This is a genomic window from Azospirillum sp. TSO35-2, assembly GCF_003116095.1.
Lineage (GTDB): Bacteria > Pseudomonadota > Alphaproteobacteria > Azospirillales > Azospirillaceae > Azospirillum.
Map to the genome: position 1 here is coordinate 220,712 of NZ_LGRA01000008.1, position 20,730 is coordinate 241,441.

Genomic DNA, 20,730 nt, shown 5'->3' on the forward strand with positions numbered 1-20,730 from the left:
CATGGCCCGACGACGCTGTTCGCAGCACTGAACGTGCTGGACGGCACCATGCTTGACCAGTGCGCCGCGCGGCACCGCCATCAGGAGATCATCTGCTTTCTCAACGCCGTCGAAGCGGCGGTGCCGGTCGGCAAGGTGGCGCATGTGATCCTGGACAACCAAGCAGTACCCGATGATGAACATCCGGACAATCAGTTCTGGGTTGATCTAAGGGCGTCCAATCGTGCTGTAGAACGGCTGCAGATGCACGCAGTTGCCGATGGCGGCGGCGCTGTTGCCACTTCTTCCTTTGGCAGACGCTCTAAAAAATACAAAAAGGGGATACACAAATTGACTTTACAAGCTATGATAAATTATGCAACTCTTGAGGGATGGATGCAGCGCATTTTGGCTGGAGGCGCGCTTCAGGTCTTTCGGCGGCTTCCAACGGCTGTGCTGGTCGTTCCATGCCAAGCGCAGAGCAAGGGTCATTAGATGGGGGGATGTGTGGTGGCGACTGCCGATCAATTGAAGCGGATTGAGAATGGCGAACTGTATCCGCTGCTTCAGGCCTCCACCGACGAAGAGCTCGCCCCCCTAGTCGACTACATCCTCAACGCGGCCACCGAAATGCTGTCAATTGAGGCCATTTATAAGCAGCACAATCCAAAGCACAGCTGGTATGCCGATCTAATCGGCAACGAAATCCGGTCGTTTGGAGGCAACAGCATCGCCAACTTGTTCCGTGGAGGTGGACCCGAATACGCGGAGGTCGTCGCGGATGTCTGCTCGCAGATCGGCGTTAAGGTTGGTGAAGGCGAACCAGTCGCCGAATTGGAGCGCAAAGCCATCACAAAGATCTTCTCGGACGCCTGGGAGCGGATGGATCCAAAGGACCGCGAGGCGTTCTGTGAGGAGCTTCGCAAGGCTGGCCATGACGGCCGCTCCTTCAGCGCCGCAGCGCCGATCACCGTCATCATGGCGCAGGCCGGCGTGCGGCTGACCGGCTTCCTCATGTACCGCATGGCGATCATCGTCGCCAACGCGGTGGCTAGGCAGATCCTCGGACGCGGACTAACTTTTGCCGCAAACGCCACGCTGAGCCGAACCCTCGGGCTGTTCGCCGGACCCATCGGCTGGGCGGTGACCGGCGTCTGGACGGCCGTGGACTTGGCGGGTCCGGCATACCGCGTGACCATTCCTTGCGTGCTGCACGTCGGCTATCTGCGGCAGAAGAGACTGTACGAGGCCCTTGCCGCCGAAGCCGTCGGGGGCGTGAGATGACGCCCTTGGACAATGTCACAATCACCCTCCGGATTCCGGCGGATATCGCGGAGCGTCTCGCGTCCGGGGAATGGAGGCGCCTTGGCGGGGTCATCCGCGATGCCGAGGGGAAAATCCGCTACATGCTTCGGGAATCCGGCGAATTGCGCCGGATCCTGGAAACCGGCGCTCCGATGCCGCCGGGCATGACCGACCAGCTGAACGCCATCTCCCAAGGGCTGGGCATGGTGTCGGGCTTGCAGGTGCTGACGCTGGGCGTGACGGTCGCCGGCTTCGGGATGATCGCTCACCGTTTGAACCGCATCGAGCGGGCCGTCGGCGAGATATTGGAGGCAATGAGGGATCTGCAGGACGATGTCCAGTGGATGAACACCGTCCGCGACACGGAACGGGCAGCCGCCCTCGCGTCCGCCCTGGAGAACGCCGCCTGGGCCCAGGCGCACGATCGCCTCTCCGCGCTCGAACAGGCGCGGGGCCAGATCGTCCATTCGCAGAACCAGTACCGGATGCTCATGGACCTGATGCTGACGAAGGAGGTCGCCCACCGGAACGCCGAGGTCTTCGCGGGCTTCTTCCGCCAGCATGCGTTGGCTGGACTGGCGAAGGCGCGGTGCGACTGGCTCCTGCTCGGTCCGGGCGCGGCATCCGACACGATGTCGGGCGTCGAGCGCAACGCCCGAAGCCTGCGCGAACGATTCCTGGACCCGATGCGTACCTTCGACAATCCCAAGATTCTGCTGTCGTTGCCGACCGCCGCCCGCGGGCCGTTGCGCGCGGCATCCGGTGCGCTGGTCGCGGACGGCGACCAGATCAGCGGTTATGCCGCCGAGATCGGGTTCTGCCGGGACCGCGGCCTCGACCTGCGGTCTTGGGAACGCATCGGCTCTGATGTCACCCAGGCGCCGATCATCCTTCTCTCGCCGACGTGAGACATGACGGAGTCCGCTCCTCCTGCGAGAGACGGCCTCAGATTTCTGGGCTGGCTCGATTATGACGAGGCCCACGAAAAGGCTGCCCGCGACGCCCTCGCCGCTCTGCGCGGCCGGGATGCCCGTGATGAGCTCGGCCTTGGAAGCGTGCGCGACACGCTTTCGGACCTGTTCTTTCCAGGCACCAGCACGATCCAGCGACGGCTGCGGTACTTCCTGTTCGTCGCTTGGTGCTGCGAGGCAGCAGCCCGAGGCCGCAAACGGTCGGTGTCGAGCGCCTTGCGCGAAAACGAGGTGCGCCTCATCGACACGCTGGCGCCGCTTGGCGAAGGGGCCGGCGTCATCGGGCTGCAGAAGGGCGCCGACCTGTTGACGATGCCCAGTTCCATCTATTGGAGCGGTCTGCGAACCCTTGGCATCGTGACGCTTCCCGGATCGACGGCGCGTTGGGCGCGTCATGTGGAGGAGCGGAGGGCATCCGACGCCCCCCCTGCCGAGGAGCCCGGGCAGGGCTCCCGGGTTCCGGGCTTCGCCTTCGACCTTCCTCCCATGCCGGACGGCTTCCCCAATATCGAGGGGCTGGATTTCAACCTGCCGGACGGGGAGCGCATCTACTTGAAGGGCCGACTCTCGACCGCCGTCGCTGCCCGCGACGGTTGGGGCCTGGAGCACAACCTCTTCACCCATTTCTGCGAACTGAAGGCGCCAACGAACGCGTCTTTCCCGTGGCGGCACCCGCTGAAGCGCCGCCTGCCTGCCCAGACACGGCACTATCTGGATTTCGCCGCGGCGTTTTCCCGGGTCATGTACGGTGCGACGCTCCTGTACAATTGCCTCCTCAGCCGCCTGCGGATGGAGGACGGCGCCGATGCCGAGCGGCACGTTCTCGACTATCGAAAAAAGCTGGAGGATTGGGCACGCGACGTGACGCCCGTGGATCTGGACGTCGTCTCGGCCGGTATGGGCGAGATTGCCCAGCTCGCCGGACGGCTTCACCACACAATCGACAACCGCACGATCCTGTTCGTCAGGCGGTGGATCGAGGCCGTGCGCGACGGTGGGAAGGTGGAGAAGAATCCGGCCGCCTGCGACCTGATACGAAGGAGGGAGGAGCAGCTTAAGCGCCATCTCGGAACCTCCCGCTTCTACAGCGAGGCGGCGCGCAAACGGTGGCGGTTCCAGGCCGGGGGCAGGCTCGAATACCGCTGGACCATTGCGCGCTCCTACCTCAACGACTTGGCGGAGGAACGTGATGCTTGAGCCCGGAACGCGGCTGTCGATGCACGACGTCTTCCGGCCGCCGCCCGGTCACCGGTTTGCGGGGGGCATCCTCTGCACCTACTCGGTGGCCCTCCCGACCCTCCTGTCGATCCCCGCCGCGCTTCTGGACGTGATAAACGAGGAGGAAGGGGCTGGCATGCCGGCGAGTGCCCCGCGCCTTCTTGCCGCCGTGCGCCGTGTTTTCGACCAGCTTCTGGTGTTCTGCCAGGAAAGCCGGATCCACCAGGGTGAGCAGGCGGTGCCGTCCCTGGTCCTCGACGCGGAAGCGATCGTCCGGGAGGTGCGCGCGCCCGGGGGCGGGGCCTTCCACCCGAAGCTCTGGCTGCTGCGCTTCGTTTCACGGGATGACGGCATGGAACGTCTGCGGCTGGCGGTCCTCAGCCGTAATCTGACCAAGGATCGCTCATGGGACGTGTGCGCCGTGCTCGAGGGCCAGCCGGGCAAGGGACCGGGAACGGATACGGCGGTTCCAGGCCTGCTGCGCCGGTTGCCCGGTCTTTGCCGTACCACTCTTTCCGCGCCGAGGCAGGCCTTCCTGAGGAATCTTGCCGGCTGCGCGGAGCGGACGGTCTGGCGTGCGCCACCGGGTTTGTCTAACCCGGTGCTCCACGTGTCCGGCCTGGGGCAGAGCTGGAGCCCTCCACCCAGCGACCGGCTCGCCGTGTTCTCCCCCTTCCTGCATATCGAGGCCTTGCGGCGCTTGCGGACGAGGACCGAACGCGGCGTGTTGCTGGTCTCGCGGCCGGATTCTCTCGATGCCGTGGGCGCGACGTGCGGCGATGCGTTCGAAAGGACTTGCGTCCTTGCCGCCCCGGAGGAGACCGGCGACGCGCCGCCGCTGCCGGGGGGCGGCATCCATGCGAAGATCTATGTCTGGGATGAGCGGCGGCGCAGCCGCATCGCAGTCGGTTCCGCCAACGCGACGGTACCGGCGCTCGACGGAACAAACGTTGAGGTCATGGCGGAGTTCGACTGCACGGCGGCGCTGACGTCCGGGGTCATGGGGATGGTCCAGGATCCCAACCTATCCACGGTACTCATGGACTACGAACCCGACCCGGCACAGGCGGCTGCGGCCGGCGCCGGGCGGGACACCCGCATAGGTCGCCGGCAACTTATCGATGCCGGCCTGACCGTGGTGTGCCACGTCCAGCCGGACGACACCGTGGCCTTGGCTCTTTGCGCAAGCAAGCGGCTCGCACCATCCGTTTCCATTTGCTTGCCGGATCTCCGTTTCTGGCCCGTGACACGGACGGTGGCGGACGGCACCGCCTGTCTTGATGCGTTGATGGATGGTCGACCAGCCCTATTTACGAGTGCGCTGGATCTGTCGGAGGTCTCCGGCTTCATCAGCTTCCAGTCCACGGTGCCGGGCGGGACCGAGACCTTCGCCCTCAACCTTCCAGTGGAAGGCCTGGATGAAGATGTGCGCCGTCAGGCTGTTACCGCCCGCATTCTCCCCACTGAGGACAGCGTTCTGGACTTCATCCGCATGCTTCTGGGCGACTCCGTGGGTCTGGGGGTGGAACCGGGGGGAAGCGGCGACGGACCGTCCCCCCGCGCGGGGGCCGGCCGGCCAGCGCAGCCGGCCATCCTCGAAGCGCTCGTCCGCTGTGCGGCCGACGAGCCGTATCGTCTGGAGGAACTGGGCACAACCATCGACGACCTGTTGCGCACCTCGAACAGCGTTCCGGACGATTTCCGCACCCTCTGGAAACGGTTGAGGCGTGCGGCCGCCATACATTCCGGAGCGCGCCGATGAAGCCGGCCGCGCCCTTTCAAAGGAGGACGGCTGAGTTCGCTTTCCGGCGCCTCTGGACCGATCCGGATCCGGCGTACCGTTTCCTGATTGCCGACGAGGTCGGCCTGGGGAAGACCGTGGTGGCGCGGGAGATCGTGGCGCTCACGCTCGACCATCTCGCGGGAGGGAAGGCCGATGTCGTCTATCTCTGCTCGAACCGGACCATCGCCAGCCAGAACCTGGAGAAGCTGACCGGACGGTGGCACACGGCCCCCATCATCTCCACCCGGCTGACCCTCCTGGCCTTCCGGAACCCAGGGAGTCGGGTCCGCTTCATCGCCCTGACGCCAGGCACCTCGTTCACCATCACCAGAAGCCAGGGGCAGATCGAGGAGCGTGCGCTGATCTGGACGCTGCTCCAGCCCTGGCTGCATCCGCCAGGGCTGGAGGATACCCTGCGCATCGTGACGCCGGTGTCCTGGAAGCGGGCGCTCGACGCGGTGAAGAAGAAGGACGTCGACGCCACGATCAGCCACGAGTTCCGTGCCGCGGTCGAGAGGGACGCCGATCTTCTCGAGGAGATCAGGGCGTGCGCCGCGGGCACAGCGGCGGCAAAGGACGATCGGGCGTTCCGGAGCCGGCGGCGCACGCTGATCGGGCGCCTGCGCACGGAACTCGCGAGGGCGGGCGCACGCACCCTCGCCCGGCGCGGCCTGGTGATCCTCGATGAGTTCCAGCGCTTTCCGGAACTGCTTCAGGAATCGGGGAAATCCCTGGCCGCCGCACTGGCGCAGGAGGTGTTCGGGCGCAGGTACAAGCACCGCCGCGTGCTGCTACTGTCCGCCACGCCCTACCGGATGCCCGGCACGGCCGATCTGCCCGGCGAGAAGCCTCATGCCGACCTGACGGCGCTGTTCCGATTTCTCACTGGCGATCCCCGGCGTGAGGCGGAACTGGAGCACGAGATCGCCTTGTATTCGCGCCTGCTGATGGCCGGGGCCTCCCGCGAAGCCGAAATCCTGGCGACCCGCGACCGCATCCAGTCGATTCTGCGCACCGTCATGGTGCGCACCGAACGCGTCGGAATGACCAGAGCTTGCGACGCGATGGTCGTCAACGACCCGGTTCCCCTGCCGGTAACGGCCAGCGACCTGGAAGGCGGCATCGCCGCCCGCCGGCTCGCCCGCAAGCTCAAGTCGCATGACACGACGGAGTACTGGAAGTCCGCCCCCTACATGCTGGAGTTCATGCGGGGTTACGATCTCAAACGCAAGGCGCTGAACCTGCCCGAAAAGGAGCGCCAACGCGTCGAAGCTCAAGCCCGGCGCCACGGCTTGATCATCGCCCCGGACCGCGTGGTGAAACACGAGGACCTCGCGGTGCCCAACGCCCGGCTGCGCGATCTGATCCGGCGCGCCTTGCCCAAGGGGGCAGAGCGGCTCCTGTGGATTCCTCCGTCGCTTCCCTACACCGTGCCGGGCGGGCCATTCTCCGGAGCCGGGAATCAGCTGAAGACGCTGGTCTTCTCCGAGTGGCAGCTTGCCCCCGAGGCCATCGCGGCCCTGACCTCCTACGAGGTCGAAAGACGCCTGGTGACGGCGGTCAATGACCTTCCCGCCCAGGGGAAACGCAAGAAAGCCCCAATCACCTTCGCCTCCTATCCAACGCTCGGAGACCGGCTGAGGCTGGAAGCCGGCAGCGAGGGAGAGACCGGCTCCGTCCGCCAGGATCTCGCGGCTCTGGCCCTCCTTTACCCGTCGGCCCGGCTGGCGGACCTGATCGATCCGCTCGCCATGGCGGTGGACAAGGGGCGCGCCGTCCCGCCGCGGTTGGCGCTCGCGCGCGCCAAGCGCGTCATCGGTCGGGCGCTGGCCGACCTGCCGGCGAAAAGCCCGGCCTCCAAAAGGGCGACGGGGGACAAGCGCTGGTACTGGGCGGCGCCGATCCTGCTCGACCGCAAGGCCGATGTGAGAACATGGCTCGCGTCCGTGGACTGCTTCAGCCAGGGGGTGGAGGAGACGCCCGAAGCGGGCAAGGGCGCATGGGATGGGGACGGGATCCGGCAGGTGATCCTCGGGTTGGTCGATGGTTCGGTGACGCTCGGGCCGCCCCCCCATGATTTGGCCGAGGTTCTTGCCGAGATAACCCTTGCCTCTCCCGGGATCTGCGCTCTGCGCGCGCTGCGCCGCGCGCTGCCCGCGCCCTCCGGCGATGCCGTGCTGCGACGGGCGGCCTTCCGGCTCGCGCGCGGGTTTCAGGCCCTGTTCAACCAGCCCGAAGCAACACTCGCCGTCCTGCTGTCGCATTCATCCGACCAGCCCGCCGATCGACCCGACGTCCCCTACTGGCGTCAGGCGCTCCTCTATGCGCTTGCGGGCAATCTCCAGTCCGTTCTGGACGAGCAGGCCCATCTCGAAGCGGACGGGCTGTCCCTCCATCAGGTTGCGCCGGACGACATGCTGGACAGGGCAAGCCGTACCCTGTCCGCACCGATGCGCCTGCGCAGTGCCGGTACTGCGATCACGGGGTTGAAGCCGCGGCGCTCCTGCTTCGGGAAACCGAAGCCAGACGGGGCGGGAGCCGCGCGCATGCGCGGGCGCCACGCGATGCGCTTCGCCGAGGTCAAGGAGGAGGACGGCACCGTCACCCGTCTCGACGCCATCCGGGCGGCCTTCAACTCTCCTTTCCGCCCCTTCGTCTTGGCATCGACGAGCGTGGGCCAGGAGGGTCTCGATTTCCACCCCTGGTGCCACGTCGTCCACCACTGGAACCTGCCCCGCGGCCCCGTGGAACTCGAGCAGCGGGAAGGACGGGTCCACCGCTACAAGGGGCATGCGGTGCGCTTGAACATCGCCAAGGGACTCGGCTTGGCGAAACTGCGGGATATGCCCCAAGGTGCTGCCGGGGATCCCTGGGAGAACCTGTTCACGCTCGCCGAGGGCTGGAGCGAGCATGAGCTTGCCCCCCGCTGGATTTTCGAGGCTTGCGACGAACCGGTGAAGGTGGTGCGCCGGGTCCCCATGCCCGCATTCAGCCAGGAGACGGAGCGGCTGCCCCGCCTGCTTCGGCGCGTCGCGCTTTACCGTCTGGTCCTCGGGCAGCCGCGGCAGGAGGACCTTCTCGTAGCCTTGGAACGACGCGGGATTACCGAGGAACAGGCGCGCGCTTGGCGGATCGATCTCAGCCCACCCGCAATGCCCGTCGACGCGGACGGCATTGCTCAGGATGAGACGATCGGCTGACTGGACCGCACCGGGGTTTCCAGAAGCCATTTGGCTTGAGTCACGCCGCCATGGCGGCACCCTTGGCTTGAGCGTCGTAAAGTGCCTCGGCCTTCGGGAAGAAGGTACCGATGGGTTCGAGGAGGCACAGGTGGCTGGACCAGTCCACTCATTCCAGGGTGGCGAACTCGACGGCTTGCGGGCTGCGCCGCGGTGTTCCTCACACACCATGCCTCGGGGACATGATCGGATAAAGCGGGCAACCAAGCCAGGATTAATACCAAGTCCTGCGGAGTACGACTCATGCGGCGATTCCCACTGAGCCGGATGGTGTGATTCACCGGAGGGACCACAGCGACGAGGTCCGCCATGGCCGCTCCGGTTCCGCTGCGCAGCGATTACGATGCCGCCGCTTTGCGCCGGCTTGCCCGTTCCTCTCACGATCCCGGCCAAGTCCGCCGGCTGCTCGCCCTGGCGGCGATCTACGAGGGAGAGCCGCGCTCAGTCGCGGCGGCGGTCGGCGGGGTCGGCTTGCAGACGGTGCGCGACTGGGTCCTACGCTTCAATGATGTAGGGCCGGCGGGCCTATTGACCGGCAAGGCGCCAGGCCCGCAGCCGCGTCTGGCGGAGCATCACCGGACGGCACTGCGCCAGATTGTCGAGGCGGGGCCGATCCCGGCGGTGCACGGGGTGGTACGCTGGCGGATCGCCGATCTGCTGCACTGGCTGTGGGAGGAGTTCCGCGTCTCGGTGTCGAAGCAGACGCTGAGCCGGGAACTGCGCGCTCTGGGCTTGCGCAAGCTCTCGGCCCGTCCCCGCCACCACGCCAAGGATCCCGACGCCGCCGAGGCGTTCAAAAAAACTTCCCCACCTTGCTGGCGCAGGTCGCGGCGCACGAGGCTGCCGGCAAGCCCATAGAGATCTGGTGGCAGGACGAGGCCCGCATCGGCCAGAAGAACAAGATCACTCGCCGCTGGGCACGCCGCGGCAGCCGGCCGGCGGCGCCACACGATCAGCGCACGCGCTCGGCCTATCTGTTCGGCGCGATCTGTCCGGCCCAGGGCAAGGGCGCGGCTCTGGTGCTGCCGCGCTGCACGAGCGAGGCGATGGCGCTGCACCTGGAGGAGATCGCGCGCGCCGTAGCCCCCGGCGCGCATGCCGTCGTGCTGCTCGACCAGGCGGGCTGGCACACCTCGGCCAAGCTGCCGATCCCCGCCAACATCACCCTGCTGCCGTTGCCGCCGAAGTCACCCGAGCTGAACCCGGTGGAGAACATCTGGCAGTACATGCGCGACAACTGGATCTCCAACCGGGTCTTCGCCTCCTACCAGGACATCCTCGATCACTGCTGCTTCGCCTGGAACACCCTCGTCGAGCAGCCCTGGACCATTATGTCCATTGGGCTGCGCGATTGGGCTCATCGGTCATGATCTGCGAGACTTGGTATTAAACGATCCGATCTTCACGGATACAGAACTGCGTGCATGGAAGGCAAAAACGGTGGAGGCCAAACTTTTGGCCGATGTTTTCACCTACCAAAACTCGGGACATTAATTCACAGACATAACTTCGGCGGATTACAGCGAGAAAGCTACGGTTAGGCTTTGGTGTAGGGTTCTTTCTTTTCTTCGTACCATTTCTCGATGAAGGGAACGGATCGGTTACCTGGCAGCGACGCTGGAGAACCCGGGTCACCGGATCGAAGCACGCGACCGGCTGCGCCCGCTAATCGAGCGGGTGGCGGTGCGATTCAACACTGTGCCGGGACCCGCGGCATCGAGATCGCGCCGGAGGGCGATCTTGTGGGCAGCCCAGCCTTGGGCCGGCCCCAAAAAACAACGAAGACCGGCGCTGCGGAAGTGGCCGGCCTTCGGGCGTAGGTGCGTTCGGAAATGGTTGGTTGCAGGGGCAGGATTTGGCCTCTACCGAACCTGCGCTTTGCGCTGTAAAGTTGACAAGCTATCAACCGGCGACCGGCGTCATATCTCTCACCGGATCTGAAACCCGTGAGCCAGAGGGTCCCGATTATCCACGAAAATCGTGTTGTGCCCGGTGATCCGTGCCCAGCCGCCGATGCTCGGCAGAATGCCGTCATAGTGACCGACCTTGCAGGCCGCTTCGATCCGTCCGTCGAAGACTGTTCCGATCAGGCTTTCGTTTCGGTAGTGGTCGCCGACCTTCAGCCGTCCTTTTCCATACAGCTGCGCCAGTCTGGCCGAGGTTCCCGTCCCGCCGGGCGAGCGGTCGATCGCCTTGTCGCCATAAAAGACGGCGCCACAGCCGCCCACCCCCTCACTTTCGGAGCGGTCGCACCAGATCACGTGATGCACCCCTGAGATCGCCGGGTCCTCCGGATGAGCCGGATTGCTGACAGTGGAAAGTGCCGACCGCAGCCGCTGGCTGAGGGAGACGATGTCGCCGGCGACCATGCCATGCAGTCCGGCCCAATTCTCCTGCGGTTCGACGACCGCGTAGTAATTGCCGCCATAGGATATATCCACGACCAGCCGCCCGACGCCGGGAACATCAACTTCCACATCGGCGCTGTGCAGATAGCTGGGAACATTGAACAGGCGGACACTGTCCACAAAGCCGTCCTTCCGCTCATAATCGACGACGACCTTGCCGGCCGGTGTCTCCAGCGACAGCTGGCCCGGAATCTGCGGCGTGACCAGCCCCTCTTCCAGCAGGACCGTGCATAGACCGATGGTTCCGGCGCCGCACATGGGAAGACAGCCGCTGACCTCGATGAACAGCACCGCGGCGTCGCAATCTTGCCGATAGGGCGGATAGATGATAGCGCCGGACATGATGTCGTGACCGCGCGGCTCGAACATCAGCGCCCTGCGGATCCAGTCATGGTCACGCAGGAAAATCTCCCGACGCTCGGAAATCGGCAGATGCGGAAGAAGCGGCCCGCCGCCGGCAACGACGCGGACCGGATTCCCGCATGCATGCGAGTCTATGCAGAAGAAGGTGTGCTTCATGCCTGTGCTCCGGGGGAAAGGGTTCGCTCAACCGCGATTGGGCAGTCGGCACTGTCATGACCGCGCCTGGATCCCTCACCGAAGCGAGGATGGCGGGATGCCGAAAGCGATGCGGAACTGCCGGGACAGACGGGCGCAATCGAAAAAGCCCGCCTCCAGCGCGATTTCGGCAATCATGGTTCGGCATCCATCCTTGAGATGATGGGTGCTTGAGATGATGGCCCCGCTCAGCCGGCCTTCGCCGTCCGATGCCGCAGGATGGCGCCGCGCGACAGCCGGTCGAGCACGATGGCGACGGCGACGATGGCCAGACCGGCCCGCAAGCCAACCCCCATCTCCATCCGCGTCAGGCCCCTCGTCACCTCCGCACCCAGGCCGCCGGCACCGACCAGCCCGGCGAGCACCACCATCGCCAGAGACAGCAGGATGCATTGGTTGAGCCCGACCAGAAGCGTCGGCATGGCGGCCGGCAGCTCGATCTTGACCAGGATGGCCTGCCGCGTCGCACCGATGGCCTGCCCAAGCTCCAGCAGATCCTTCGGCACCTGCTTGAAGGCCAGGGTGGTCAGCCGCAGCATCGGCGGCACGCCGTAGATGACCGTCGCGATGATCGCCGGCACGCTGCCCAGGCTGAAGACGATGACGGCGGGGATCAGATAGACCCAGGGCGGCACCGTCTGCATCACGTCCAGCACCGGGCGCAATCCCGCTTCCACCATCCTCACCCGCGAGGCGACGACACCCAGGGGAAAGGCGATGGCGACCGAGATGACGACGGAGATGGTGACCAGCGTCACCGTCTGGACGGTCGCCTGCCACAGCCCGGCGATGTAGCAGAAGCCCATGGCGGCGGCGACCAGCACCGCGATCCTGCGGTTGGCGAGCAGCAACGCGAAGACCACCGACAGGGCGACCAGCGCATAGGGCGGCATGGACAGCAGCAGCGCGTTGATGCCGCCCAGCGTGGATTCGATGACAAGGCCAATGAAGGCGAAGAGCGGCCGGAAATTCATGTTCAACCAATCGACCGCCGGTGCCAGCCACGCGCCCGGTGAAATGATGACGTTGCCGTTCATTTTCCGCCTCCATGTCCCGTCTGGGACCCCAGCCGGGCCGCACCTTGGGTCAGTCGATCCAGAACGATGGTCAGGATGACGATGGCGATGGCGCCGTCGATCGACTTGGCGATGTCGAGCGTGCGGACCGCCTTGTAGATGGTCTCGCCCAGTCCGCCCGACCCGACGATGCCGGCGATCACCACCATGCCGAAGGCCATCATCAGGCTCTGGTTGATGCCGGCCATGATGCTGGGCACCGCGAAGGGCAGGCGGATCTTGGCGAACATCTGCCAGTTCGTCATGCCGGTCGACTGGCCGAGTTCGAGGAACTCGTTCGGCGTCAGGCGGATCCCCAGCGCCGTCAGCCGGAAGGCCGGCGGAACCGCGACGACGACGGTCGCCGCCAGCGCGGTGGCCGGGCCGTAGCCGAGCAGCGCGATCCCCGGCAGCAGGTAGATGTAGGGCGGCAGCGTCTGCACCAGATCGAGCACCGGCTCCAGCGAGCGGTCGACCTTCGGCGCGAAGCCGGTCAGCACCCCCGCCGGAATGGCAACGATCAGGGCGATGATGGTCGACGAGATGACCAGCGCCAGCGTGCTCATCGTCTCCGGCCACAGCCCCATCAGGGAGCAACCGACCAGCGCCGCCCCCGCCAGCACGCCGAAGCGCAGGCCGACGACGCGCCAGCCGATCAGCGCGAAGGCGACCGCGATCGCATAGAAAGGCGGGATGCTCAGGACCCAGAACACCGCGCCGTAGAACCCTTCGAGCACCGCCCGCACGAAATCGAACAGCGCACCCGCATTGTCGCCGAGCCAGCCGAGGCCGGAATCGACGATGTCGTCGAATGCCCCGGCGAACGCTCCGGCAAAACCAAGCCCCTCCATCGCAGGAACTCCCCTACCAGATGGTTGAGATCACGCCGCCTCAGGCCGGAGCCAGCTCGGCCGTGTGGCCGTCCGACACGCTGCGCAGCAGGCCGCGGGTCGTCACGATGCCGACGATGGCGTCGTCGTCGACCACGGCCACGGCATCGCGGTCCGACATCATGGTGAGGGTGATCAGCTCGTCGATGTCCGCTTCCGGATTGGTGCGCAGAAGCGAGAGGATGTCGATGTTCGGGCTGGTCCGCTGGAACTCCGCGACCGGGATCATCACCGAATGGGCCTTGACCAGATGCAGGCGCGAGATGCCGGCGACGAACTGCGCGACATAGGGATCGGCCGGCCTGAGGATGATCTCCTCCGCCGTGCCGACCTGAATGATCAACCCGTCCTTCATGATGGCGATCCGGTCGCCGATGCGGATGGCCTCGTCGAGGTCATGGGTGATGAACACCGCCGACTTGCCAAGATCCTTGGTCAGTTGGCGGAACTCGTCCTGCAACTGCCGGCGGATCAGCGGATCGAGCGCGCTGAACGGCTCGTCCATCAGAATGATTTCGGGATCGGAGGCGATGGCGCGGGCCAGACCGACGCGCTGCTGCATGCCGCCGGACAACTCGCCGGGATAGCGCTTCAGCCAGTCGGACAGGCCGACCTTGGCCAGCGCCCGTTCCGCCGTGCGGTTCCGCTCCGCCGCCGGAATGCCCTGCACCTCCAGCCCGAAGGCCGCATTCTCCAGCACCGTGCGGTGCGGCAGCAGGGCGACGCTCTGGAACACCATGCCGATGTGGCGGGCGCGCATCTGGCGGAGTTCCGCCGCGTTCAGGGTCGCGATGTCGCGGCCCTTGACGATCACCTTGCCCAGGCTCGGCATGATCAGCCGGTTCAGAAGGCGGATCAGGGTCGACTTGCCGCTTCCCGAAAGGCCCATGATGCAGAAGATTTCGCCGCGCCTGACCTGGAGGCTGGCCTCTGAAACACCGACGACGCAATTGAACTCCTGAAGAACCGCCGTCTTGGTCAGGCCGCGTTCGGAAATCGCCTTGATGGCGGCGGGAGCATTGTCGCCGAAAACCTTCCAGACAGACTGACAGTCGATCAGGACCTCGCTGCTGCTGACGGTCGTCATCTCGCCCTACCCTCCTCAACAGATGCCGCGCTGACGCCCGCATCCGGCATAACGTTCAGGCCCGCGGCACCCACCGGCCGAACCGGCGGGCGCCGCGGATTTCGAAGATCAGTACTTCTTGATGTTCCCCCAGCGCTTGATCAGGTCGCCATGGCTGTCGGTCCATTCCTTGACGGCTTGGTCCATCGTCTTGCCGTCCTTCACGGCGCCGTTGATGGCGGTGATGTCGGCGAGCGGGACATAGACGCTGGCCATCACTTCACGGGCTTGCGGGTTCTGTTCGGAGAAGCCCTTGCGGCCGATCCAGTAATAGCCCTGCGGCGGCGGGAACACGGCCTTCGGGTCGGCGAGATACTTCATGTCGAACTTCTGGGCCATCCAGGACGGCTCCCAGATCGTCACGGCAATCGGCTCCTTGCGGTCGAACGCCGACTTCAGCGCGGCCGTCATCGCCGAGGTGCTGCCTTCGACCAGTTGCAGCTTGAGGCCATAGGCCTTCACCGCGTTGGAGGCGTCGCGCATCAGGCCCGAACCGGGTTCGATGCCGATGATCTTGTTGCCGAACTTGTCGGCGTTGGCGTTCAGCTGGTCCAGGCTGTCGACGGCGACATATTTGGGAACGGCGATGCCCTGATAGAGACCGTGCGAAACGGGCGAGATCTTCTCCAGACGGTTCTTGTTCTTGTCCCAGTAATCCTGGGCGACATAGTCGGTCTGTGAGGCGAGCACCTCGATGTCGCCCTTGGTCAGCGCGGCATAGGCGATGCCCCATTCCGAGAATTCGGTCACCTTGACGCTGAAGCCGGCATCCTCCAGCACCTTCTTGGTGATGCCGGTGATCGGGGTCAGATCCTCCCAGCCGAGAGTCCCCATCTTGATCGCCTTGTCGGCCGCCTGGGCCGGCATGATCGACATGCCGACCATCGCCACGGCGCACAGGGTTTTCCAGATCGCTTTCATGATGACCTCCTGTTCGAGTTTTGATTTTGCTTCGGATTGCACTTTTGGAGCGCGGGGGAACGGTCCCGTCGCCGTCACAAGCTTTTCTTTACGCTTCCCGTCCTGCGCGCATTTCCTGCCACCGGATGACGGAGTTGATCCCGATCCACGACAAGGGTTCGGGCGGTATCAGGCTCGGTTTCGGATGGTTCCGATACGTCGCCAGGGTATCGCCGCCGGTGCCGGTCGCCAGTTCGGCGACCATCATGCCCGCCAACGTGCTCTTGACGGTGCCGAGACCATTCTCGCAGCAGGCGGAATAGAGGCCGGGCTCGATCTCGCCGAAGGCCGGCGCGTGGTTCCGGCTGAGGCACAAAGCCCCGGCCCAGCTGTACTCCATCGGCACGCCGGAAAGTTCGGGGAAACGGGCGTCGAACGACCGCCGCTGCTGCGCGGCGATGCCGGCGACCCGCGCCTCGGACACCGTCAGGCCGGGGTCGTAGGTGAAGCGGGTGCGGATGACGACGCGCGACAGGCCGTGGGCGCTGATCTTGCGCACCGTCGCCCCCATCGGATCGGCCGGAAGCAGCGCCCAGCGCTCCGCCCCGCTCATCTGGCGGCTGTATTCGTTCTGCGAGAAGGCCGCCGTCATCGACGCATAGGTGAAGATGTGCATCAGGCGGCCGCTGAAATGGCCGAAGCTCTGGATATGGCCATTGACCGCCAGGATCACCCGGGGCGCCGTCACCGTCCCGCGGTTGGAGGTGGCGACCCAGTCGCCGCCCCGCCGCTTGAGTTCGCGCACCGGCGAATTCTCGTAGATCTCCGTGGCCGGCCGCAGCCCGGCCGCCAGCGCCCGGATATACTCCGCCGGCTGGATCAGCACCGCACCGGGGGTATAGACACCGCCCAGATAGTAGCGGGATCCGGTGATGTCCCGCATCTGGTCGGCGTCCAGTTCCTCGTACCGCTCGCCGATGCGCTGGAGCGAATCCCGGAAGTTTCGGTTGGCCTTCTGCCCGCGCTCGCTGGCGGCGGCGTTGATCTTGCCGCAAGGGTCGAAACTTGTCGGCTCCATGCCGTATTCGGCGGCGGCCTCGGCGGCAAAGGCGATGGCAAGGCGGTTCTGCCCGATCTCCAGGGTCGTGGAGGCCGCGTCGCCGACCGAATAATCGCCGGAGGACAAATTGTGCGGCACGTCGATCATGAAGCCGGAATTGCGCCCGGCCGCACCCTTCGCCACCTCCTGCGCATCGAGGACGATCACCCGCTCTCCCGGCCGCAGCTGGGCCAGCCGGCGCGCCGCCGACAGTCCGGCGAAGCCGGCGCCGACGATCAGCCAGTCGGCGCGGAGATCGCCGTCGAGTTCCCGCACTGGAAAGCCGCGGCTGCTGATCGCCTCCCATCCCGAAACGCCGGTTTCGGCGGGCAGGCGCCGGACGATGTGCCCGCTCATTGCAGTATCGTATCCGGGGACCGGTCGGTCAGATCGATCCAGATGGTCTTCAGTTCGGTATACTGGTCGTGCGCCCACATCGACTTGTCGCGCCCGCCGAAACCGGACTCCTTGTAGCCGCCGAACGGGGTGGAGGCGTCGCCCTCGCCGAAGCAGTTGACGGTGACCACTCCCGCCCGGATTTCACGCGCCAGCAGGAAGGCATGGCGCAGGTTGCCGGTGTAGACCGACGCCGCCAGCCCATAGGGCGTGTCGTTGGCCAGCGAGATCGCCTCGGACAGCGTGTTGAAGCCGGTCACCGACAGCACCGGCCCGAAGATCTCCTCCTGGAACAGGCGGCTTTCGGCGGAGACGTTGTCGACCACGGTCGGCTCGACGAAGACGTCGTCCTGCGTCGTCCCGCCGACCAGGACGGCCTCGCGGCCGGCGCCGACCTGATCGATGTAGGATTTGACCTTCTTGAAATGCTCCGGGCTGACCAGCGCACCGACGCGGTTGGCCGGGTCGAGCGGATCGCCCATCCGCCATTCGCGGATGCAGGAGGCGATCCGCTTCAGCAACTCGTCCTTGACCGACGCATGGACGATCAGGCGCGAGGTCGCCGAGCAGTTCTCGCCCATGTTCCAGAAGGCGCCGTTGACCACCTGTTCGGCCACCGCGTCGAGATTGTCGACGTCGCCCAGCACGACCGCCGGGTTCTTGCCGCCGCATTCCAGCACGATGCGCTTCAGGTTGGAGTCGGCGGCATAGCGCAGGAAGCGCCGTCCGGTGGCGGTCGAGCCGGTGAAGCTGACCATCGCCACGTCCATATGCATGCCGATGGGTTCGCCGGCCTCCTTGCCGGTGCCGGTGACGACGTTCAGCACGCCGGCCGGGATCCCCGCCTCATGCGCCAGCTCGGCGACCCGTAGCGCCGTCAGCGAGGTCTGCTCGGCCGGCTTGACCACCAGCGAGCAGCCGGCGGCCAGCGCCGGGCCGATCTTCCACGCCAGCATCAGCAGCGGGAAGTTCCAGGGCAGCACCAGACCGACGACACCGATCGGTTCGCGGACGACCAGCGCCACGGCGTTCGACGCCACCGGTGCGGTGTTGTCGTAGATCTTGTCGATCAGCTCGGCATGCCAGCGGATCGTATGGATGGTGTCCGGGACATCGACGGTGTGGCATTCGCTGACCGGCTTGCCGCTGTCGAGGCTTTCCATCACCGCCAGCTCGGCGCTGTTGCGCTCCAGCAGCTTGGCGAATTTCAGCAGGATGGCCTTGCGTTCCCCGGGCGACAGCTGGCGCCAGCGCCCGTCGTCGAAGGCCTCCTTGGCCTTGGCGACGGCATAATCCACGTCCGCGGCGTCGCAGGCGGCCACTTCGGTCAGCAGCTTGCCGGTGGCGGGATTGAAGGTCTTGAAGGTCTTTCCGGAAGCCGCCGGACGGAACCGGCCATCGACGAAGGCGTTCTGCGGAAAGGACATGGTTTCGGCAATCGACGCGTAATCGGCCGCAGACAGGAGATCAGACATACTCGGCCTCCAGGGCAACTTGCGCGATGCTGCGTTTCAGGGTGTTGACGACAGTGCGCAGCCCGCGCTTATCGTCGGCGTTGAGCGGACGCAGTGGGGACCTGACCGAGCCGACCTCGAACCCGTTGAGTTCGCAGCCATATTTGATCGATTGGACGAACTTGCCGCCGTCGAGGAAATTCATCAGCGGCATCATCGCCGACATGATCCGGCGGCCCTTGTCGAAGTTCTTCTCGACGACGCACGCCTCATAGAGCGCCACATGCTCGCGGGGGAGGAAGTTCGACCCGGCGCACACCCAGCTCCGCGCACCCCAGGCGAAGAATTCCAGCGCCTGGTCGTCCCAGCCGCAGGACATCTGGATCTGGGGGAACTGCCTCGCCAGCAGATGGACGCGCCCCATCTCGCCGGAGCTTTCCTTGATCGCCACGACGTTCTTCAGCCGCGAGACACGGGCGAGATACTCCTCGCCCATCGAAACGCCCATGCGGCCGGGATAATTGTAGAGCATGATCGGCAGCCCGGCGGCACGGTCGATGGCGATTGCATGCAGCGCGTTTTCCTGCTCGGTCGGCAAGGCGTAAGGGGGCGTCGTCACCAGAATGGCGTCTGCGGCGATGGCCTTGGCGGCTTTGGCGTATTCGATGGCGTCTTCGGTCCGCGTCGCCCCGGTGCCGACGATCAGCGGCAACCGCCCGCCGATCACCTGCTTGGCATAAGCTGCCAGATCAAAACGCTCCTGCGGCGTGTGCGCGTAATACTCACCGGTCGATCCGCCGATGATGATGCCGTGAACGCCGGATTCGATCAGGTATTCCAGGATGGCGGCGAAGGCCTTCTTGTCGATCTGGCCGTCGGGAGCCAGAGGCGTCACGGCAGGTGTGTAAATACCTTCGAATCTCACGGCGATCTCTCCATTGCGAGCGCAGAATTATTTTCAAAAGGCGTGTCCGCTTTCATTCCTTCTGGCGCAATAAACATTTCCATGGTCTCACGGGACAACTCCCAATGCTCGAAGACCAAATTGACGACACCAGCCTCATTATGAGCAGAAATTTCTTGAATGAATCTGTCGTGCTGATTTACGGCCAGATCGATCTTGCCCTTCATATCGTCGTTCCGCGGATTGAAGAATGTCTGGCCAATCCGGGCGTGATCTATCAGAAGTCTGTTCAGGCTGGGCTGGAGATAAACATTCCCCGACATCTCGCCCATGATCTCGTGGAACCTATTGTTTTCGATCACCATCGACATCGTATCGCCCTGCTGGCTGGCGGTCCGGAAACGCTCCTGCGTCGCTTCCAAATCCGACAGTTGCCTGGGCTTGTGGTTCTGAACCGCCAGCCGGCCGATGGCGGCATAGATCATCGGTGCGGCCAGAAAGAAATTCCTCAAGGTCGAGTAATTCATCGGGGCGACCCGCGCGCCCCTGTTTTCCCGAATGTCGATGTATCCCTCGCCGGCAAGCCGGCGAAAAATCTCCCGGATCGGTGTCCGGGAAAGCCCATAGCTTTCACTCAGGACCACTTCATCCAAATCCTCGTCTGGTTCCAATTCCATCGTCAGGATTTGGCGCTTCAGATCGTCATAGAGGCTGGTTTTCGCGTTCTTCAACTGCCACTCCTGGTTTGCTTGGTAAGCCGGAGCCGGACTTTAGAAAGTTGATGAACGGAATGTTAGCCCTTTGACCGATCCACATCAAGCAGTTTTGTATTTTTTGTGTACACATTTTAAATTCTGCTGAGATACAAAACCGGGAAGGTCAGCCCACTTACCACCCTGCCCTGGGCGTCGAAAGAAATTTTCCGTTACATGACAATGACTTGCTCCCTCGCTTCCAGACCGCGCTCCGACCCGGACCGGCTGTCCTGAAGCCGGCCGTCATCCCGTCGCCGTTCTCCCGCACCGCTTTTCCGGGCGTGTCATGGCCCGTGTTCCAGGGCGCGTCATCTCGACATGCACGCTGGGCGTGACAGGGCATGGCCGGTTCGTCATGGTCATCGCCGGCCACCAGAAACTGCATACCGTGCGACATCGGCGATCACTCCTCGACGCTGGCACGAAGTCCCGATGGGCGGGCTTTCCCATCGACCGGCAGGATCATCGTCTTGAACGGTCCGGCCACACGATTTGCAGGACTCCGCCATGGTCTGGTCTTAACGGCGCCCAGTTTGAACCGTGGCCGGCCCTGTGCGATAGTCGAGGCCGCCGGGCGTCCCGTGTCATCGTTACTCCGCAGGGTTGGGAACGGCTTCAGATGACGTCACGATTCTATCGGCTGCCCTCCCTGACCGCGCTGGCGACCTTCGAAGCGTCGGCCCGCCACCG

The 20,730-nt window shown here is 65.0% G+C and carries 15 protein-coding genes and 2 pseudogenes; 7 read left to right on the forward strand and 10 right to left on the reverse strand.

Annotation, left to right across the window (positions count from 1 at the left end):
* The 6 genes and pseudogenes from TSO352_RS33770 to TSO352_RS02520 all read left to right on the forward strand — a co-directional run.
* Positions 1 to 165: pseudogene (locus TSO352_RS33770) on the forward strand (IS630 family transposase); the annotation flags it as partial.
* 324 nt (positions 166 to 489) lie between these two features.
* Positions 490 to 1,263: a ubiquinol-cytochrome C chaperone family protein gene (locus TSO352_RS02500; protein ID WP_158284507.1), complete on the forward strand. Its 774-nt coding sequence runs from the start codon at positions 490 to 492 to the stop codon at positions 1,261 to 1,263.
* A complete protein-coding gene (locus tag TSO352_RS02505) occupies positions 1,260 to 2,192 on the forward strand; it encodes a hypothetical protein (RefSeq protein WP_146210696.1) in 933 nt (310 codons plus the stop codon). The genes TSO352_RS02500 and TSO352_RS02505 overlap by 4 nt, the downstream gene beginning before the upstream one ends.
* A 3-nt stretch (positions 2,193 to 2,195) precedes the next feature.
* Positions 2,196 to 3,452 (forward strand): DUF6361 family protein, encoded by a 1,257-nt coding sequence (locus TSO352_RS02510; RefSeq protein WP_109105807.1) that lies wholly within the window; start codon positions 2,196 to 2,198, stop codon positions 3,450 to 3,452.
* Positions 3,445 to 5,235 carry a phospholipase D family protein gene (locus TSO352_RS02515; protein WP_109105808.1) on the forward strand — a complete coding sequence of 597 codons (1,791 nt, stop codon included), beginning with the start codon at positions 3,445 to 3,447 and terminating at the stop codon, positions 5,233 to 5,235. Before TSO352_RS02510 ends, TSO352_RS02515 begins: the two co-directional genes overlap by 8 nt.
* A complete protein-coding gene (locus TSO352_RS02520) occupies positions 5,232 to 8,456 on the forward strand; it encodes a helicase-related protein (protein WP_109105809.1) in 3,225 nt (1,074 codons plus the stop codon). The genes TSO352_RS02515 and TSO352_RS02520 overlap by 4 nt, the downstream gene beginning before the upstream one ends.
* Before the next feature lie 40 nt (positions 8,457 to 8,496).
* Here TSO352_RS02520 and TSO352_RS34350 read toward each other — a convergent pair.
* Positions 8,497 to 8,649 (reverse strand): annotated as a pseudogene (locus TSO352_RS34350) (IS3 family transposase); the annotation flags it as partial.
* Between the two features lie 155 nt (positions 8,650 to 8,804).
* On the opposite strand from TSO352_RS34350, the gene TSO352_RS02525 reads away from it, so the two are divergent.
* Positions 8,805 to 9,865, forward strand: a protein-coding gene (locus tag TSO352_RS02525; protein ID WP_199231460.1) for an IS630 family transposase whose coding sequence is annotated in 2 segments (ribosomal slippage) — positions 8,805 to 9,297 and positions 9,297 to 9,865 — 1,062 coding nt in all. Because the reading frame shifts where the segments join, the coding sequence is not laid out codon by codon here.
* A 558-nt stretch (positions 9,866 to 10,423) separates the two neighbouring features.
* On the opposite strand, the gene TSO352_RS02530 is transcribed toward TSO352_RS02525, so the two are convergent.
* The 9 genes from TSO352_RS02530 to TSO352_RS02570 form a co-directional block, all read right to left on the reverse strand.
* Positions 10,424 to 11,422, reverse strand: coding sequence for a 4-hydroxyproline epimerase (locus TSO352_RS02530; protein WP_109105810.1), 999 nt, complete (start codon positions 11,420 to 11,422; stop codon positions 10,424 to 10,426).
* A 227-nt stretch (positions 11,423 to 11,649) separates the two neighbouring features.
* Positions 11,650 to 12,498: an ABC transporter permease subunit gene (locus tag TSO352_RS02535; protein ID WP_109105811.1), complete on the reverse strand. Its 849-nt coding sequence runs from the start codon at positions 12,496 to 12,498 to the stop codon at positions 11,650 to 11,652.
* Positions 12,495 to 13,367, reverse strand: coding sequence for an ABC transporter permease subunit (locus tag TSO352_RS02540; protein ID WP_109105812.1), 873 nt, complete (start codon positions 13,365 to 13,367; stop codon positions 12,495 to 12,497). The genes TSO352_RS02535 and TSO352_RS02540 overlap by 4 nt, the downstream gene beginning before the upstream one ends.
* A gap of 40 nt (positions 13,368 to 13,407) precedes the next feature.
* Positions 13,408 to 14,493, reverse strand: a complete 1,086-nt coding sequence (locus TSO352_RS02545) for a betaine/proline/choline family ABC transporter ATP-binding protein (RefSeq protein WP_109105813.1) — start codon at positions 14,491 to 14,493, stop codon at positions 13,408 to 13,410.
* A 108-nt stretch (positions 14,494 to 14,601) separates the two neighbouring features.
* Positions 14,602 to 15,453: a glycine betaine ABC transporter substrate-binding protein gene (locus tag TSO352_RS02550; protein WP_109105814.1), complete on the reverse strand. Its 852-nt coding sequence runs from the start codon at positions 15,451 to 15,453 to the stop codon at positions 14,602 to 14,604.
* Between the two features lie 88 nt (positions 15,454 to 15,541).
* Positions 15,542 to 16,888 carry an FAD-binding oxidoreductase gene (locus tag TSO352_RS02555; protein WP_109105815.1) on the reverse strand — a complete coding sequence of 449 codons (1,347 nt, stop codon included), beginning with the start codon at positions 16,886 to 16,888 and terminating at the stop codon, positions 15,542 to 15,544.
* Positions 16,885 to 18,402, reverse strand: a complete 1,518-nt coding sequence (locus tag TSO352_RS02560) for an aldehyde dehydrogenase (RefSeq protein WP_109105816.1) — start codon at positions 18,400 to 18,402, stop codon at positions 16,885 to 16,887. Before TSO352_RS02560 ends, TSO352_RS02555 begins: the two co-directional genes overlap by 4 nt.
* Positions 18,395 to 19,306: a dihydrodipicolinate synthase family protein gene (locus TSO352_RS02565; protein WP_109105817.1), complete on the reverse strand. Its 912-nt coding sequence runs from the start codon at positions 19,304 to 19,306 to the stop codon at positions 18,395 to 18,397. The genes TSO352_RS02560 and TSO352_RS02565 overlap by 8 nt, the downstream gene beginning before the upstream one ends.
* Entirely contained in the window at positions 19,303 to 20,016 is a 714-nt protein-coding gene (locus tag TSO352_RS02570) for a GntR family transcriptional regulator (protein WP_109105818.1), read from the reverse strand. The genes TSO352_RS02565 and TSO352_RS02570 overlap by 4 nt, the downstream gene beginning before the upstream one ends.
* Positions 20,017 to 20,730 lie beyond the last annotated feature (714 nt).

Excerpts from the sequence above, each read along its gene's own strand:
- TSO352_RS02505 (WP_146210696.1), top strand. The coding sequence starts at position 1,260 with ATGACGCCCTTGGACAATGTCACAATCACCCTCCGGATTCCGGCGGAT.
- TSO352_RS02510 (WP_109105807.1), top strand. The coding sequence starts at position 2,196 with ATGACGGAGTCCGCTCCTCCTGCGAGAGACGGCCTCAGATTTCTGGGC.
- TSO352_RS02515 (WP_109105808.1), top strand. The coding sequence starts at position 3,445 with ATGCTTGAGCCCGGAACGCGGCTGTCGATGCACGACGTCTTCCGGCCG.
- TSO352_RS02520 (WP_109105809.1), top strand. The coding sequence starts at position 5,232 with ATGAAGCCGGCCGCGCCCTTTCAAAGGAGGACGGCTGAGTTCGCTTTC.
- TSO352_RS02530 (WP_109105810.1), bottom strand. The coding sequence starts at position 11,422 with ATGAAGCACACCTTCTTCTGCATAGACTCGCATGCATGCGGGAATCCG.
- TSO352_RS02535 (WP_109105811.1), bottom strand. The coding sequence starts at position 12,498 with ATGAACGGCAACGTCATCATTTCACCGGGCGCGTGGCTGGCACCGGCG.
- TSO352_RS02540 (WP_109105812.1), bottom strand. The coding sequence starts at position 13,367 with ATGGAGGGGCTTGGTTTTGCCGGAGCGTTCGCCGGGGCATTCGACGAC.
- TSO352_RS02545 (WP_109105813.1), bottom strand. The coding sequence starts at position 14,493 with ATGACGACCGTCAGCAGCAGCGAGGTCCTGATCGACTGTCAGTCTGTC.
- TSO352_RS02550 (WP_109105814.1), bottom strand. The coding sequence starts at position 15,453 with ATGAAAGCGATCTGGAAAACCCTGTGCGCCGTGGCGATGGTCGGCATG.
- TSO352_RS02555 (WP_109105815.1), bottom strand. The coding sequence starts at position 16,888 with ATGAGCGGGCACATCGTCCGGCGCCTGCCCGCCGAAACCGGCGTTTCG.
- TSO352_RS02560 (WP_109105816.1), bottom strand. The coding sequence starts at position 18,402 with ATGTCTGATCTCCTGTCTGCGGCCGATTACGCGTCGATTGCCGAAACC.